At 62.5% G+C, this 16,334-nt stretch carries 10 protein-coding genes; 3 read left to right on the forward strand and 7 right to left on the reverse strand.

The genetic code is table 11. The features are described from left to right. Positions 1 to 142 precede the first annotated feature (142 nt). A complete protein-coding gene (locus V5735_RS22455) occupies positions 143 to 1,270 on the forward strand; it encodes a glycoside hydrolase family 5 protein (protein ID WP_423746880.1) in 1,128 nt (375 codons plus the stop codon). 127 nt (positions 1,271 to 1,397) lie between these two features. Here V5735_RS22455 and V5735_RS22460 read toward each other — a convergent pair whose 3' ends face one another. From V5735_RS22460 to V5735_RS22490, 7 genes are all read right to left on the reverse strand, one after another. Beyond that, the gene (locus tag V5735_RS22460) at positions 1,398 to 2,543 is read right to left on the reverse strand and encodes a Gfo/Idh/MocA family protein (protein WP_423746881.1); all 1,146 of its coding nucleotides are present in this window, start codon (positions 2,541 to 2,543) and stop codon (positions 1,398 to 1,400) included. Positions 2,544 to 2,552: 9 nt separating this feature from the next. Continuing rightward, a complete protein-coding gene (locus tag V5735_RS22465) occupies positions 2,553 to 3,521 on the reverse strand; it encodes a sugar phosphate isomerase/epimerase family protein (protein ID WP_423746882.1) in 969 nt (322 codons plus the stop codon). Positions 3,522 to 3,615: 94 nt separating this feature from the next. Then, positions 3,616 to 4,713: a Gfo/Idh/MocA family protein gene (locus V5735_RS22470; RefSeq protein ID WP_423746883.1), complete on the reverse strand. Its 1,098-nt coding sequence runs from the start codon at positions 4,711 to 4,713 to the stop codon at positions 3,616 to 3,618. A 92-nt stretch (positions 4,714 to 4,805) separates the two neighbouring features. Continuing rightward, the gene (locus tag V5735_RS22475) at positions 4,806 to 5,729 is read right to left on the reverse strand and encodes a carbohydrate ABC transporter permease (RefSeq protein WP_423746884.1); all 924 of its coding nucleotides are present in this window, start codon (positions 5,727 to 5,729) and stop codon (positions 4,806 to 4,808) included. Between the two features lies 1 nt (position 5,730). Then, positions 5,731 to 6,720: a carbohydrate ABC transporter permease gene (locus V5735_RS22480; RefSeq protein ID WP_423746885.1), complete on the reverse strand. Its 990-nt coding sequence runs from the start codon at positions 6,718 to 6,720 to the stop codon at positions 5,731 to 5,733. A gap of 6 nt (positions 6,721 to 6,726) precedes the next feature. Beyond that, entirely contained in the window at positions 6,727 to 8,139 is a 1,413-nt protein-coding gene (locus V5735_RS22485) for a substrate-binding domain-containing protein (RefSeq protein WP_423746886.1), read from the reverse strand. Positions 8,140 to 8,309: 170 nt separating this feature from the next. After that, complete coding sequence (locus V5735_RS22490; RefSeq protein ID WP_423746887.1) at positions 8,310 to 9,464, reverse strand: ABC transporter ATP-binding protein; 1,155 nt, start codon at positions 9,462 to 9,464, stop codon at positions 8,310 to 8,312. A 601-nt stretch (positions 9,465 to 10,065) separates the two neighbouring features. Between V5735_RS22490 and V5735_RS22495 the strand changes: the two genes are divergently transcribed. Both V5735_RS22495 and V5735_RS22500 read left to right on the forward strand, forming a co-directional pair. Continuing rightward, positions 10,066 to 12,996, forward strand: coding sequence for a glycoside hydrolase family 3 C-terminal domain-containing protein (locus tag V5735_RS22495; RefSeq protein ID WP_423746888.1), 2,931 nt, complete (start codon positions 10,066 to 10,068; stop codon positions 12,994 to 12,996). Between the two features lie 111 nt (positions 12,997 to 13,107). After that, positions 13,108 to 16,308 carry a glycosyl hydrolase family 95 catalytic domain-containing protein gene (locus tag V5735_RS22500; RefSeq protein ID WP_423746889.1) on the forward strand — a complete coding sequence of 1,067 codons (3,201 nt, stop codon included), beginning with the start codon at positions 13,108 to 13,110 and terminating at the stop codon, positions 16,306 to 16,308. Positions 16,309 to 16,334: the final 26 nt, after the last annotated feature.

Raw genomic sequence — 16,334 nt, forward strand, 5'->3', positions numbered from 1 at the left:
GCCACCACCGCGCGGAACGGTCGTGCGTTACCACCGCCGTGCTTCGTCCGTCATCTATTGCTGACGGTGACAGCAGATATGGAACAATAACTATAATTCTCAGAAAAAATTTTAATATGGGTGGTACTGGATTAATGAGTGCATGGTGCGCGACAACCAGCAACACAGAGAGGAACAGCCAGCCGAAAGTCGCACTCGATTGACTCGGCGGAGTGCGGTCCGCGCCGCGGGTGCGAGCATCGGAGCGTTGACTATGGGAGCGACTGTCGAAACCGCGGCCGCAGCGGGGCCGACTCCGCGACTCCACACCGACGGAAAGTGGATACGGAACCCCGACGGCGATGCAGTCAAGCTGCGCGGTCTCGCGGGTGCGGACCCCGGATTTTACGTGCAATACCATCCGAAGAGCGCGGCGGAGGTGCTGAAGTGGGCGACCGACGAGAGTCGCGGTTGGTACCCCAACATCGTTCGACTTCCTTGCACGCAGGATTCGGTCGAGGCGTTCGGTGGGCCGCGGGGGTTCGTCACCGACGTGCTTCGACCGGCTGTTGACCTGCTAGGGCAGCGCGGCGTGTACGCACTCGTCGATTACCACCTCGTCAGACCGTACACCGAGGAGGCGACCGATAACGCGGACACGTCGTACGACGCCTACCCCGACGAACTCCTCCGGAACTTCTGGGGGACCGTCGCTCCCGCGTTTGCGAGCGACGAGCACGTCCTCTTCGAACTGTTCAACGAGCCGACCACGCCCGCGTACTGGGGCGACGACGAGACGGCGTGGCTGACGTGGCGGGACACCGCCCAGCCGTGGGTGGACCTCGTGCAGGGACACGCCCCCGAGACGCCGGTGATAATCGGGTCGCCTCGATGGACGTCCGTGCCCAACATGGCTCCACAGTACCCCTTTGACGGCGATAACCTCGTCTATTCGGGTCACATCTACCCGGACAATGGCCAGCCTAGCGACTTCGACGCGACCTACGGCGCACCGGCCGAGGACGTGCCGATAGTCATCACTGAGTTCGGGTGGGACCCCGACAGCGGCGGGTTGGATCAGGGAACTAACTCCGGCTGGGGCCAGCCGTTCCGTGACTGGGTGGCGTCGTACGAGAACATGGGATGGCTCGCGTGGTGCTTCGACGACTCGTGGGCGCCGACGATGTTCAGTTCTCCGGGTTCGGGTGCGAACGAGCCGTGGACCCTGAAGGACGGCCCCGAACAGCACGGTGGGTTCATCAAGCAGTGGCTCGCCGAGACGATGAGCTAAGCGGCGCGACGGTCAATCTGATCGTCGACGGACGGACCGCTTCGTAGTGCCGGAAAAGACGATTTCGGACCCGGGAGGCGTCCATCGTCCGGTGGACCGCTCGGTTCTCTCGAGGCCGTTTCGCCGGTCAGGAAACGTCGATTCGCTCGCCCGTCTCGTCGGACGTCTCGATGGCGGCGAGTAGCTGTTGGACGCGGTAACCGTCCTCGAAGGAGGGAACGTCGCCCGACGGTCGGTCGCTGGATTCGGCGCTCGTCCCATGTGCAACGTCGGAGAGGAACTCGTAGTTCTCGTGGACGAAGGTGTGTTCCCACCCGAGAACGTGCCCGTCCGGCCACCACTGTTCGAGGTACGGGTCCTCGTCCGCCGTGACCATAATCGTCTGGAAGCCGCTGTCGCCCGGACCGAGGAACTCCAACTCGTTCGGTCGCTCGATGGAGAACCGGAGGCTTCCCTTCGACCCGTTCACCTCGACCGAGTGGTCGTTCTTGTGTCCGGTCGCGAATCGCGACGCCTCGAACGTCCCGACTGCGCCGTTCTCGAACGTCGCTTGCGCCGTGTACGCGTCGTCCACGGTCACCGGACGCGTTTCGTCCCCCCCGGAGACTGGACGCTCGTCCACGAACGTTCGCAGTTGCCCGCGAACGCTTTCGATGGATCCCGTTCGGTCCCCGACCAGAAAGCGCGTCAGGTCGAGCGTGTGCGCGCCGAGGTCGCCGAGCGCGCCGCTTCCGGCCACGTCGGCGTCGAGTCGCCACGACCACGGTGTTTCCGGGTCGGCGAGGAAATCCTGTAGGTAGCTCCCCCTGACGTGGTGAATCTCGCCTAGCTCCCCTGAATCGATGAGTCGTTTCGCGTAGCGAACCGCGGGGATGAACCGATAGTTGAACGCGATACCGGCGGGCGCGGTGGAGTTGCGAGCGGCGTCCCGCATTCGCTCGGCGTCGGCCATGGTGTGTGCCAACGGCTTCTCGCAGAACACCGCGGTTCCGGCTTCGAGCGCGGCGACGGAGGGGTCGGCGTGAATCGCGTTCGGGCCGAGATTGTAGAACACGTCGACGTCGCCGACGACATCTTCCCAATCTGTACTGTACTCCTCGAACCCGAGTTCCTCGACGGCGTCCGCAAGTGCGCCCTCGTCCCGCCCGACGAGAACGCGTCGTTCGACGTCCGGCGCGTCCGGAAAGAACATCGGCAGGCGGGCGAGCGCGTTCGCGTGGGCCTTACCCATGAAACGATAGCCGAGGACGCCGACGGAGAGTGGTTCGTTCATTCGTCCACCTCAGGCCCAGTAGGCGTCGCCGGGGTTCGATTCGAACACCGCTCGGTCGAGCACGTCGATGGCCTTCTCCAAGCCTTCCGTCGCCGACGTGAGCGAATCTTCGTGTTCGATGGAGAGCGCGCCGTCGTACCCCACCATCCGCAGGGTCGAGACGACGTCCTTCCAGAACGCCTCGCCGTGGCCGTACCCGATGGAACGGAACAGCCACGAGCGGTTCGCCTCCTCGGTGTACGGCGTCGTGTCGAGCACGCCCTTCTCGCGGGCGTTCGCGTCGTACACCTTGGTGTCCTTGGCGTGGAAGTGGTGAATGGCGTCCTCCTCGCCGAGGAGACGAATCGCGTCGGTGATATCGATGTCCTGCCAGAACAGGTGGGACGGGTCGAAGTTGGCGCCCATACGGTCGCCCGTCGCCTCGCGGAGTTCGAGCATCCCGCGCGGTTCGTAGACGAGCATGTTGGGGTGCATCTCGATGGCGATGTCCACGCCGTAGTCGTCCGCGTACGCTTCGAGTTCCTGCCAGTACGGGATGGCGACCTCCTGCCACTGATACTCGTGGGCCTCGTGATGCTCGTCGGGCCACGGCGCGGTGATCCAGTTCGGGACGGAGTCGTCCGGGCCGCCGGCGGGCAGTCCCGAGAACGTCGTGACGGCGTCTACGTCGAGTTGACTCGCGAGACGAATGGCCTCGCGAAGCTCCTTGTCGGCTTCGGCCGCCTTATTCTCCACGGGATGCAGGGGATTGTTGTGTGTCGCCAGTGCCGAGACGTACAGGTCGTTTTCGTCGAGCAACGACTGCAATTCGGCTTGAGCTTCCTCGTCATCCAAGTACTCCTCCCGAGGAAGGTGTGGGTCGCCAACGAACCCTCCACAGGCGAGTTCGACCGCACCGACTCCGAGGTCGGCGAGATACGAGAACGTGTCTTCTATCGATTCTTCGGCTAATGCGACCGTTAGGACTCCGACATCCATGGTTACGAATACCACGGTTGATTCAAATAATTTGCGGTGTCGGCACCGTGAATACCGCCTCTCCCGTCGGTCCGACCGGCGTCCACGACGCGATTCACTCCGTCGGGAGTTCTGCCTCGACGGACGCTCTCGTGTCCGCGAGCAACGACTGGACGTCGACGGGTTCGCCGGTTCGACTGCTCTGCATCGCGGCTTCTATCAGCGCCATGGATTGCAGGTTATCTCGCACGTTCGTCGCCATCGGCTCGCCGCCGTCGAGCCACTCGACGAACTGCTCGACGAGCCACGTGTTACTCCACTTGTCCTGTTCGTCGAGGGCGACGGATTCGCCGTCTGCGGTCCGTCCGCCGACGACTTGCTCGCCGTCGGGGTCGTACGGATACCGAACCAGCTCCCGGTCGTCGAGGACGAGCGTCTCGTCCCGACACTCGGCGCGAACGTAGTCGCTCTTCCACCCGTTCAACCCGACCGCGTTCGCCTTCGCACCCTCCCACGTCGCCCGCGTGCCGTTTTCGAACCGGAGTTGGACGAGCGCCTGCACGTCGCCTTCGTACTCGGCCCACTCGGGACACCACGTATCCGCGTAAATCGTCTCGCAGTCGCTCCCGGCCATGTCGGCGATAAAGTCGAGTTGGTGTACCGCTCCCTCGATCATCAACACGTCCTCCATCTCGTGACGGAATGCGCCCCACGTCCCGTACGACCGCGCGTTGCAGGTGAATCGCCCGACGATGTAGTCGAGGGGACCGGTTTCGTCCGCCTGAATGCGACGACGGAGCGACGTCTTGTCCTGATCGAACCGATGGCTCATCGTGATCCCCATCTGCACTCCCGCTCGCCGGACCTTCTCGGCAATCCGAACGGACGCTTCGAGGGAGTCGGCGATTGGTTTCTCGCTCAGGATGTCGAGGTCGTGTTCGATGGCCGCGTCCACGACATCCTCGTGAAGCCACGGTGGGATGACGACCGTACAGAAGTCCGCGTCGACCTCCTCGAAGGCCTCCTCGACGTCCGTGTAACACTGTGATTCGTCCAATCCGAGGTGCTCCATCGCGTTCTCGTGTTGCTCCGGGTCGATATCGACCGCGCCGACCACTTCGATGCGCCCCTCGTCCACGTTCTCGCGGAGAAACGTCGAACACCAGTGTTTGCCCTGTCCGCCGGTACCGACTTGGATGACTCGATAGGTCATAGTTACCAATCGACTGAGACAGGACGCCGGTATCTAATAACTCTTGTCCATCCGATGCTCGCGGTTGGATTTATCGAAAACGGAAGACCGGATTATCCCTTGAGCGCGCCCTGCGTGAGTCCGCTCACGATGCGGTCTTGGGCTATCAGGACGATGATGGCCATCGGAATGACGCCGACGATGCTCGCGGCGGCCATCATGTTGTACGCGACCTGTTGGGTGCCTTGGAACTGGAGGATGCCGTGCAGAACGGGTGCCCAGTTTTCGACGGCACCGTTCACCATCAGATACGAGAAGAAGAACTCGTTGTAGACGATAATGAACGTCAGGATGCCCGCGGTGGCGACGCCGGGAGCCGACAGCGGAACGATGACGCGGAACAGCGCGCCCAGTCGCGTTGATCCTTCGATTCGCGCGGCGTCCTCCAACCCGTCCGGGATTTGGCTGTAGAACGTCGAGAGGAGGAAGATGATGAGCGGCAGGGTGAGCGCGCTCAGCGGCATCACGACCGACCACGGCGTGTTGTACAGCTCGGGATACGGGAGTCCGAGGATGCTCACGTTCCCGTTGAACAGCCGGAACAGCGGGATGAGGAACGTCACCGGCGGGAAGTACGAGATGACGAGCACGACCAACATCAACGGCGCGCGGCCCGGGAAGTCGTGCCGACCGAAGACGTATCCCGCCAAACTGCCGATCAATAACACGATTATCGTCGTGAGCGTGGCGATGATGAGGCTGTTCAACATGTACAGGTGGAACGGAGCCACCCGGAAGATGTCGATGAAGACGCCGGGATTGAATCCCTTCGGTAACAGCCCCATGTCCGCTATCGCGCGGTTCGGCGTGAGCGCGATGACGAGCAGCCAGTAGAACGGGAACAGCGACATCAGCATGAAGAAGCCGATGGCGACCGCCATGACGACCTTGTACACCGCGTCCGGTTGCTGGATGGAGTACTGCGCGAATCGTTCGAGTGCGTTGGCCGTTTCGTCGTCCGAGTTTATGCTAGACATGTTAGACACCCATGCTCTCTTGCTTGCGGAATTGGATCAGGTACACTATCAACAACACACCTATCGTGGCGGCGATGATGAACGCAATCGCCGCCGCGGAGCCGTATCGGCTGGCGTTCCACATCGAAACGACCAGACAGCTGAGCGACGGCACCGTGTTACAGCTTGAGATGGTCTCTATCGTCCCGTACACTTTGACCGCCGCGATGGTCCGGAAGAGGAGGGCGACGAGCAGCGTGGGAAGCACCAGCGGGAACGTGATGGTTCGGAACTGTTGCCACTTCGATGCGCCGGATATCTTAGCCACCTGATAGAGCGACCGGTCGATACTTTGGAGTCCCGCGAGGATGAGCAGGGCCATGAAGGCCGACTGCTTCCAGATGTCGGCAACGATGGTTATCAACAGCGCGTCGTGGCTCGTCGCCAGCGGCGAGGCCGAGATGAGACCCATCTGATGGAGCGGTTCGACCGCGAACCCGATGGACGGCTGGAACATCAGGTAGAAGATCATCCCCTGAATGACGATGGGAACCGCCCACGGGATGATAAGACCGACACGAACCAATTTACGGCCGCGGAACCGCTGGTCCAGCACGAGCGCCATCGCGAATCCGAGAACCGTCTCGATGACTATCGCACCGACGGTGAACAGCATCGTTACGGGGACGGCGCTTTTGAACGGCTGGTTCAGGTCCAAGAACGGCCGTTGTAGGATGACGTCCGCCTGCCCAGTGAGGAGGTCCATGTAGTTTTGCAGACCTACGAACTCCCCGACGGGATTCGCGGTCGTGATGCTGTCGGCGTGGAGCGAGATGTTCGCCGTGTACAGGAGCGGCCAGATGGCCATCGTCCCGAGGAGCAACAGCACTGGCGTGAGCATCAGGTATACGAACTGCGTCTCGCTTAGACGTTCGATTCGATTCAGGATAGCGATTCCTGGGCCGAAGCGCCAGCGACGGTTCGACGTCGCGCTTGTTTCGTCTGTAGCCATGTGCTCCTACACCTTCTGTTCGAGTTTATTCAGCTGTGACGCCAGTTGGCTCATCCCCTTCTCGGCACTGACGTCGCCCATAATGACGGCGTTCGCCTTCTGGGCGACCGCCTGTGATTGTTCGGGCCAGATGACGGTCGCCGGTCGGGCGAGCGTGTGTTGCCCGGCAAACGCGAGCGTATCGACGTAGCGGCCCATGACCGGAACGTCCGTCGCATTCTGCAAGGTTTTCGGGACCGGCGGGATGTGACCCGCGATTTTGAAGTTGTCCAGTTGGAACGACTTGGTAGACATCGCCTTGAAGAACTCGACGCACGCGTCCTCGTTCTCCGTGTTCGGGTTCATCGAGAAGTTCCAACCGCCGAGCGCGGCGACGGAACCGCCGGTTCCGGGATACTTCGCCTCGCCCGGTTTCACGCCGTACGGTATCGGCATCACGCCCATCTTCTCCCCGAGGGCGTCGTCCGCGCCGTTGATGTTGATGGAGTACGGCCAGTTGCGGAGCGCGACCGCGTTACCCTGCGTGAACGGCCGCATGGACGGCGACAGGCCCCACTGGGACGCTTCGGTGGACGTGATTTTCCCGGTAATGCTGTCCAACGTGTCCGGTGCGTCCGAACCGTGGATGAACGTCCGCGCCATCTTCAGCGAGTCGATGACGGGTTTCTCTTCGACCGTTATCGGTCGGTCGCCGACCTTGTAGAGGTTCTCCTCGGGGTTGCCGAAGTACGCGCCGCCCCACGAACTCAGGAACTCGTTGAACACGCAGCAGGCGAGTTGGATTTCGGACGCCGCCTGCCAGTTGAACCCGTACTTCGCGTCGGACTGATTGTGGACGTCGGCCAGTTCCTCGGAGAACTGTTTCCACGACATCGCCTTCGTCTTGTACTGCGACCAGTCGTATCCCGCGTTCTCGACCAAATCCTTCCGGTACTGAATCGTCGGAAGGTCGGTGTACAGGGGAACGCCGTAGAGACTCCCATCGTTCGACTTCGCCGAGTTGACGCTCTGCTGGAAGTAGTCGTTGTTGACGGTGTTCAACACCTTCTTCGGAAGCACGTCGTCGAGCTTCTTCAGCTGGCCGCGAACGATGAACGGCGTCGTCCATCCGCAGTCGAATACCATTAGGTCCGGGTCCGGCCGACCGGCGGAGAGCCACTGACGATATTTGGTCTGCATCTCGTCGGTGGTCTGCCCGGCGCTTATCATCTCGACGTTGATGTCGTCCGGGAGTCCGGCGTCGTGCAGTGCTTTGGTGATTTTCTCCTTGTTGTTTCGCCACTCGGTATGCGCGGTGATTCGGAGGGTAGTGTTTCCGCCGCTCGACCCCGAATCGCTGTTGCCGAGCCCGGAACATCCCGCTAGCCCGGTGGCGACGCCGCCTGCGCTGACGGCTTTGACGAATGTTCGCCGATCCACTGCTCTCCCGATAGAACTATCAGTATGTCTGTCTGGCCGGTGCTTGCTAGGCATACTCATCCTTCTTAACTAGTGCCATATATACATTTTCATCAACGATGGTTATTTTTGAGCGATAGGTTCGACTAACGCGGTTGAGTGTCGGTCGCTAGCGTCCGTTCGCCGGATGGTCACGGGGTCGGCGTCGATTTCGGTTCGACACCGTGGGCGACGGCCTCGCCCGTTTCCGTATCGAACAGGTGAATGGAACGTCGGTCGAGGACGACATCGATGGTGTCCCCCTCGGAGACTTCCCTGTCCGGTGGGGCGCTCATGAGGAACTGCGAACGGCCCTCCGCATCGATGTCGGTCAGGTCTCGGTTCGATAGTTCGTTCTCTGACTGGGTGTACAGGTAGACGAACACTTTCTCCCCGATGGGTTCGGTGACGTCGACGGTGGCGCGAATCGGCTCGCTGGAATTCGTCTCCTTGGACTCGGCGAAGTAGACGTCCTCGGGTCTGATTCCGACCGTGAGGTGTTCCGCGCCGCCGAGGTCGAAGTCACGCACGTCGAGGTCGAACTTCTCGGATTCGAACCGACCGTCACGGACCGTTCCCTCGACGAAGTTCATCGAGGGGGACCCGATAAATCCGGCGACGAACCGATTTTCCGGTTCGTGGTAGCATTCGAGAGGTGGTGCGATTTGTTGGAGTTCGCCGTCGTTGATGATGGCGACCCGGTCGGACATCGTCATCGCCTCCTCTTGGTCGTGCGTGACGTAGATGGTGGTGACGTTGAATTTGCGTTGGATGCGCTGGAGCTCGGTGCGCATGTGGACGCGGAGTTTCGCGTCGAGGTTCGCCAACGGTTCGTCCATGAGGAACACCTCGGGTTCCCTGACGATGGCGCGACCGATGGCGACGCGTTGGCGCTGACCGCCGGACAGTTCGCTCGGCATCCTGTCGAGCATCCCCTCTAGTTTGAGCGTTTCGGCGGCCTCGTCCACGCGGTGGTCGATTTCGTCGCTCGCGCTACCGCGTATCCGAAGCCCGTAACTCATGTTGTCGTAGACGTTCATGTGCGGAAAGAGGGCGATATTCTGAAACACCATTGCCAACCCTCGGTCCTTCGGCGGGTCGTCCGTCACGTCCTCGCCGTCGATACGGACGGTTCCTTCGGACGGATGTTCCAACCCACCGATCATTTTCAACGTCGTCGATTTGCCACAGCCTGACGGTCCGACGAGCGAGATGAACTCGCTGTCCTCGATGTCGAGGTTCATGTCGTTGACAGCGACGACGTCGTCGTACCGTTTGGTCACGTTGCTCAAGCGAAGCGATCCCATGTGACGCAGTTGTTTTCCGCTGTCTCATATATATCTTCCGTAACACCCAATTTTCCCGAGGGCGAGGATATCGAGGTTCGCACGAACAATCTAACGAAGCGAGCGATACGAACTCGTTCTGAAATACGGAACGGATAGTGCGACTCACGTTGACGAGCGCTCGATACCGAAAGCGCGTGACCGAGGCGACTCTCCTGTGTCAGCGGTCATCTCCGACTGTTTGCGCGCGGTCCGCCGATACCGCTCGGCGAACATCAATAGTTTTGTAATGGAAACACTGATCGACGGATCGTCCCGACTCAACACGTCCCGCTCGGGTCGCCCCGTTGCTGGACGCGGAACGTAGCGGAATAGAGAACGAAGAACCGGTCCCCGAACGACCGCGATACGGACCGTCGTTCGGGATAGGGCGCGCGTTATCGCGTGAAAACACCGCAATTCGAGCGTGTTTCAGCACCGCCCCGTCGATTCGCTTTCGACCTCCGTTGTATCTTCGTTCCCTGTTTCAGAACAAAAATCCAAAATATCAAAAATCCCATTTTTCGAAATGTTTTTTAAAGCGTACTGCATGGTGGTTGAAGAGGCATCAATAATGGTCGATATGAGCCGCCGAACGGTACTGGCAGGTATCAGTGCGGGTTCGGCACTGTCACTCGACGATGTAGCGGCGAGCGTGGAAACGGACGGTGGTACCCCGGACGACCGGGAGACGGATACCGCAGAGCGCGTCGACGAACGCGTCGCGGAGTTGGTCTCTCGACTCACCTTCGACGAGAAGCTGTCGCTGTTACATCAGTATCAACCGCCGATTCCGCGTCTGGACGTGGACGCGTTCAGGACGGGAACGGAGGCGTTACACGGTGTGTCGTGGTTGGGGGAAGCGACCGTCTTTCCGCAACCGGTCGGCCTCGGCAGCACGTGGGACCCCGAACTGATAGAGCGCGTCGGAAGCGCGGTCGGCGACGAAGTTCGGGGGAAACACAACGTCACCCCCAGCGCCGCGGGATTGAACGTTTGGGCGCCAACCGTGGACCCCCTTCGAGACCCGCGAGCGGGCCGAAACGAAGAGGGATACGCGGAAGACCCGTTCCTGAGCGGCGAGATAGCCGTCGCGTACACGGACGGTCTCGCCGGTGACGACCCGGACTTCCTGAAGACGGCGCCGTCCCTGAAACACTTCCTCGCGTACGACAACGAAACGGACCGCACCACCACCAACGCCGAACTGCCGCCCCGACTGCTCCACGACTACTACCTCGAATTCTTCCGCCCGCCGGTCGAATCCGGGAACGCGGTCGGAGTGATGGCCTCGTACAACCTCGTCAACGGCCGCCCAATGACCGTCTCGCCGTTGCTCGATGACGCCGTGCGCGACTGGGCACCCGACGCGTCGTCCGTGATGAACGTGAGCGACGCGTGGGCACCGGAGAATCTGACCGGCGCACAGGAGTACTTCGACACCAAGGCGAAAGCGCGCGCCGCCGCGGTGGTCGCGGGGCTGGACGTCTTCACCGAGCACGGTCCCGATGCTACCACCACCGTCGAAGCGCTCTCCGAGGCCGTCGACGAGGGCGTCCTGCGCGAGGACGAAATCGACGCCGCGGTCGGCCACGTTCTCTCGGTTCGGTTCCGTCTCGGCGAGTTCGCGCCCGAAACACCGTACGACGACCTCACGAACGAGGTCGTCGGCGCTCCCGAGCATCGGGAACTTGCTCGGAAAGCGGCGCGGGAGCAACAGGTGTTGCTCAAAAACGACGGGGCGAACCTGCCGCTGTCGGATGAGCGGTCGGTCGCCGTCATCGGCCCGCTCGCCGACAGCGTGTTCACCGACTGGTACAGCGGCACGCCGCCGTATCGAATCACGGCCGAGGAGGGCATCCGCGACTGTATCGGTGCCGACAACGTGACGACCGCACAGGGTACCGACCGAATCGCCCTTCGGGAGGAGTCCTCCGGGAGCTACGTCACCGCGGGCGTGAGTGCTGGCGGCGGTGGACTCTATCTGTCCGACCAAAACGCACCCGGCGTTCAGATGTTCGACGCCGCGCAGTGGAGTCCGGACGCGTGGACGCTCCGGGCGACGGGCAACAACCGCTACGTCACCGTCGACGACGGTCAGCTGATTAATTCGGTCGAGAAGCCGTACGGCTGGGAGGAGGTCGAGGAGGCGTTCGAGTTCGTGGACCTGGACGACGATACCGTGGCGCTCCGACATCGAGGGATCGACCGGTTCGTCACGGCGTCCGACGGCGGGCTACGGGTGAACGGGGAGAAGCGGTCCGACGCCGCCCACTTCGCCGTCGAACGTCGCCGGAAGGGCGTCGAGGACGCGATTCGGACGGCTCGTGACGCCGATGTCGCCGTCCTCGTCGTCGGTACCCATCCCCTCATCGGCGCGCGGGAAACCCACGACCGCGAACGGCTCGACCTTCCCGAGTCGCAGCAAAAACTGGTCACAGCCGTGACGAAGGCCAATCCGCGGACCGTGCTGGTGCTCCAGAGCAGCTATCCGATGGCGATACGCTGGGCCGACCGACACACGCCGTCCATCCTCTGGACCTCGCACGCCGGGCAGGAGACGGGACGGGCGCTCGCGGACGTGCTGTTCGGTGACGTCTCGCCGTCCGGTCGGCTTCCGCAGACGTGGCCACGGTCGGCCGACCAACTCCCGGACATCAAGGAGTACAACATCGCCCGAACCGGGATGACGTACCGCTACGGGCAGCCTGACCCGCTCTACGCGTTCGGCCACGGGCTTTCGTACGCCTCGTTCGAGTACGGGGACTTCCGCATTTCGCCGCGTTCTCAGCTGTCGCCCGGCGAGACAGCGACGGCGACGGTCGCGGTTACCAACACGGGGTCGATGGCGGCCGAGGAGGTCGTGCAGTTATACACCCGCCAGCGCCGGTCGCGCACCCAGCAACCGGAGCAAGTGTTGCGCGGATTCGAGCGCGTCCATCTCGAACCGGGCGAGCGAACGTGCGTCGAGTTCGAACTCGACTACGACGAGTTCTCGTTCTGGGACGTCACACGAAATCGACGGGTCGTGGAGCGTGCGACTCACGACGTGGCCGTCGGGTCGGCGTCCGACGACCTCGGTCCCCGCGGTGCGCTCCGCGTCGACGGCGACCGGATTCCCCAGCGCGACCTTGGCGAGGAAACCCGCGCCGTCGATGCCGACGACTGGTCGTGGTCTGAGATCGACCTGCTGGACAGATCGACGGCCGAAGGAACCGTCGTCGGCCTCACCGACGGCTCGTGGGTCGCGTTCGAGGACGTAAACTTACGCGATCAACCGGACGAGGCGACTGTTTCCGTAGCACGCTCGGACGACGGAGCGGCGACCGTCGAGCTTCGACTCGACTCCCCTGACGGGCGGCTGTTGGGTTCGACTACCGTTCCGTCTACGGGCGATGTCTACGAGTACGAGCAGGTCACGACGCGGCTCGGGAGAGCGAGCGGAAGCCATCGGACGGTGTATCTCGTCGCACGCGGCGGCGAGTTCCGCGTTCACACCGTCCAGTTCGAGTGAAATCGTCGCAACCCGTACGGGAACCATCCGGTATCGCCGACGGCACGATTCGGTAATCGGGTCGTGCCCGAGACTGAACGTAACGATCGACTATCGATTTTGATAACACGAATGAACGAACGAGAAGACTGTAACGAGACGCACGGGACGGATGCGGCATCGGAATCGAACACGACACCGAATTCGACGGCGGACGACGCCTCTGTACCGTCGGGATACACCCGGCGGAACGTCATTCGCATGGCGGGAGCGACCGGCATCGGGTCGGCCGTCGCGGGGACGACGGGAACTGCAATTGGCGAGGACCGGCCGTCCGAAGCGGATGCGGAGAGGGGTCCGCTATCACTATGGTACGAATCGCCCGCAAACGAGTGGTTGGAGGCGTTACCGCTCGGAAACGGTCGCCTTGGGGCGATGGTGTACGGAACTCCGAAACGGGAGCGAATCCAACTGAACGAGGAGTGCCTCTGGGCGGGCGGGTTCGACGAGGAGCCGAAGAACAACCCGGACGCGGCCGACGTTCTGCCTCGGGTTCGGGAACTCCTCCTCGCGGGAAACCACGAGGCGGCGGAGGCGCTCATCGACCCGGAGATGCTCGGCGACCCGCCGGAGTACGGCACGCTCATCAGGCCGTATCAGTCGTTCGGCGAACTCGAATTGACGTTCGACCACGCTGACGACGTGACTGACTACCGTCGGGAACTCGATCTGGACGAGGGAATCGTCCGCGTGGGGTACTTCGCGGACGGAACTCGGTACTCCCGCGAGGCGTTCGTGTCGGGGGCTGACGACGCGCTCGTCGTCCGAATCGAATCGGACGACCAGATATCGGCGTCGATAACGATGACGCGGAAGCAGGATGCCCGAACCGAGACCGATGGGGACGAGCTCGTCCTTCGTGGAGCCGTTCGAAACCCGGCACCGGGCGTCACCTTCGAGGGGAGAGTCCGGGCGATTCCGGAGGGTGATTCGGGGGTCGTCTCGGCGGGGGAAGGGACGCTTCGCGTGAGCGACGCCGACGCCCTCACGTTCGTGTTCGACGCCGCGACGGACTACGACGCCGACGAGGACCCGGCGGCCGCCGTCTCCGAGGGACTGAATGCCATCGGAGGACCGTACGGGCGGCTCCGGCGGCGTCACGTCGAAGCGCATCGGGAGCTGTTTCGTCGCGTCGAATTCGAACTGGGAGGGAAAAGCGGCGCACCGATACCGACCGACGAGCGGCTGGACGCGGTGCAGAACGGTGCGGACGACCCGCACCTCACCGAACTGTACTTCCAGTACGGTCGCTACTTGCTGATGGGGAGTTCCCGCCCGGAGAGCAGGCTTCCAGCCAACCTGCAGGGAATCTGGAACGACTCCATGACGCCGCCGTGGCAGGCGGACTACCACAAGGACATCAACCTCCAGATGAACTACTGGCCCGCGGAGCGTTGCAACCTCTCTGAGTGCGCTGTTCCGATGATCGAGTACGTAGATTTCCTCCGCGACCCCGGTTCGGAAACCGCGGCCGTCCACTACGACGCCGATGGCTTCGTGAACCACATTTCCTCTGACCCCTGGGGGAGCACCGAACCGACGTGGTTCGGCGGCGTCTGGCCGACGGGGGCGGCGTGGATGTGTCGCGGTCTCTGGGAACACTACGACGTGAACCGCGACGAAGCGTACCTCGAATCGCTCGCGTACCCCGTAATGAAGGACGCCGCGACGTTCCTGCTCGACTACCTCGTCGAGGACGGAGAGGGTCGTCTCGTAACCGTCCCCTCAAACTCGCCGGAGAACTGGTTCGTGGATTCGGACGGCTACGAGGCGCTCTACGCCGTCGCTCCGACGATGGACGTCGAACTCGTCCGGAATCTGTTTAAAAACTGTATCGAAGCCGCCGATATCCTCGATGTGGATGCGCCGTTTCGGGACGAACTCGCAGACGCCGTGGCCCGACTGCCGCCGCTCCAAATCGGCGCGAACGGAACCTTGCAGGAGTGGTTGGAGGAGTACGAGGAGTCGAATCCGGGACACCGCCATATCTCGCACCTGTACGCGAACCACCCGGGAAGCGATATCACGATGCGCGATACACCGGTTTTGGCGAACGCAGCCCGAAACGCGCTCGAACGTCGTCTCACCTACGGCGGCGGGTGGACGGGGTGGAGCAGGGCGTGGACGATAAACCAGTGGGCGCGGTTCGAGGAGGGCGAGTTGGCTCACGAACATCTCCGGAAGCTGTTCGAGCAGTCGACGATTTCGAACCTTTTCGACATGCACCCGCCGTTCCAAATCGACGGCAACTTCGGCGGCACCGCGGGCATCGCGGAGATGCTTTTGGGAGACCACGAAGGGGAACTCCGATTGCTTCCCGCGCTCCCCGACGCGTGGGAGTCCGGAAGCGTGTCGGGGCTGAAGGCCGCGGGCGCGTTCGAAGTCGACGTGGAATGGGAGGACGGACTGCTCCAGCGTGTCGTCGTCCGTTCGCTAGAGGGAAGCCCCTGTCGGCTTCGGACGTTCGGTGTCCGGTTGGAACGCAAACCGAGCGCGAACCACGACGAGCGAATCGACCGATTGGGGCCACAACTTGTCGAGGTTGACACCGAACCCGGGGAGGAACTCGTCTTCCATGCCGACCCGGTCGAACTTCCCGACGTGGCCCTGAATCCCGGGGCGTTCTCCGTCGAGGAAACCGACGACACGGTGCGCATCGACGTTCCGGTTCGGAACGCGGGAACTGCCGCCTCGTCGGCGACGACGTTGCGGTTCGTGGACGTCAGCGACCCCGACCGACCGACGATAGGTGCGGAACGAGATATTCCGACGATTCGTCCGGGCGAAACGTTCGACGTGACGTTCGAGGAACCGACGCAATCCCTGCCCCACCTCGGGCAAGTATGGGCCGTCGTCGACCCGAATGCGGCAGTCACCGACCGAGACCGGACGAACAACGTGACCCCGGTCGTCGAACGGGGCGTGTCCGTCCATCCAACCGATGTCGAGGTCGAACGCGCGCGTTCGACGGTCCACACCGTGTCCGTCGTCGTCCGAAATGCCAGTCGAAGTGAAACGCCGCCGACGACCGTCCGCGTCTTCGATATCACCGACGGTAGAGCCACAAAAATCGGCGAGGCCGCGGTCGATTCGATAGCCTCGCACGGAACGTTCGAGGGGACACTGAACTGGGATACCGCCTGCGTCCCCGAAGGAACTCGAACCCTTCGCGTCGTCATCGACCCGGCGCGTCGCATGCTCGAACGCGGCGGGACGGATTCCGTCGCGACGAAAGCGGTATCGATTCCTGTTCGACCAAGTGACGGGGAGTAGGCCCCGAATCGACGGTTCTCGTTTGG

The sequence above is a fragment of the Haladaptatus sp. SPP-AMP-3 genome (genome assembly GCF_049568665.1).
Classification (GTDB): domain Archaea; phylum Halobacteriota; class Halobacteria; order Halobacteriales; family Haladaptataceae; genus Haladaptatus; species Haladaptatus paucihalophilus.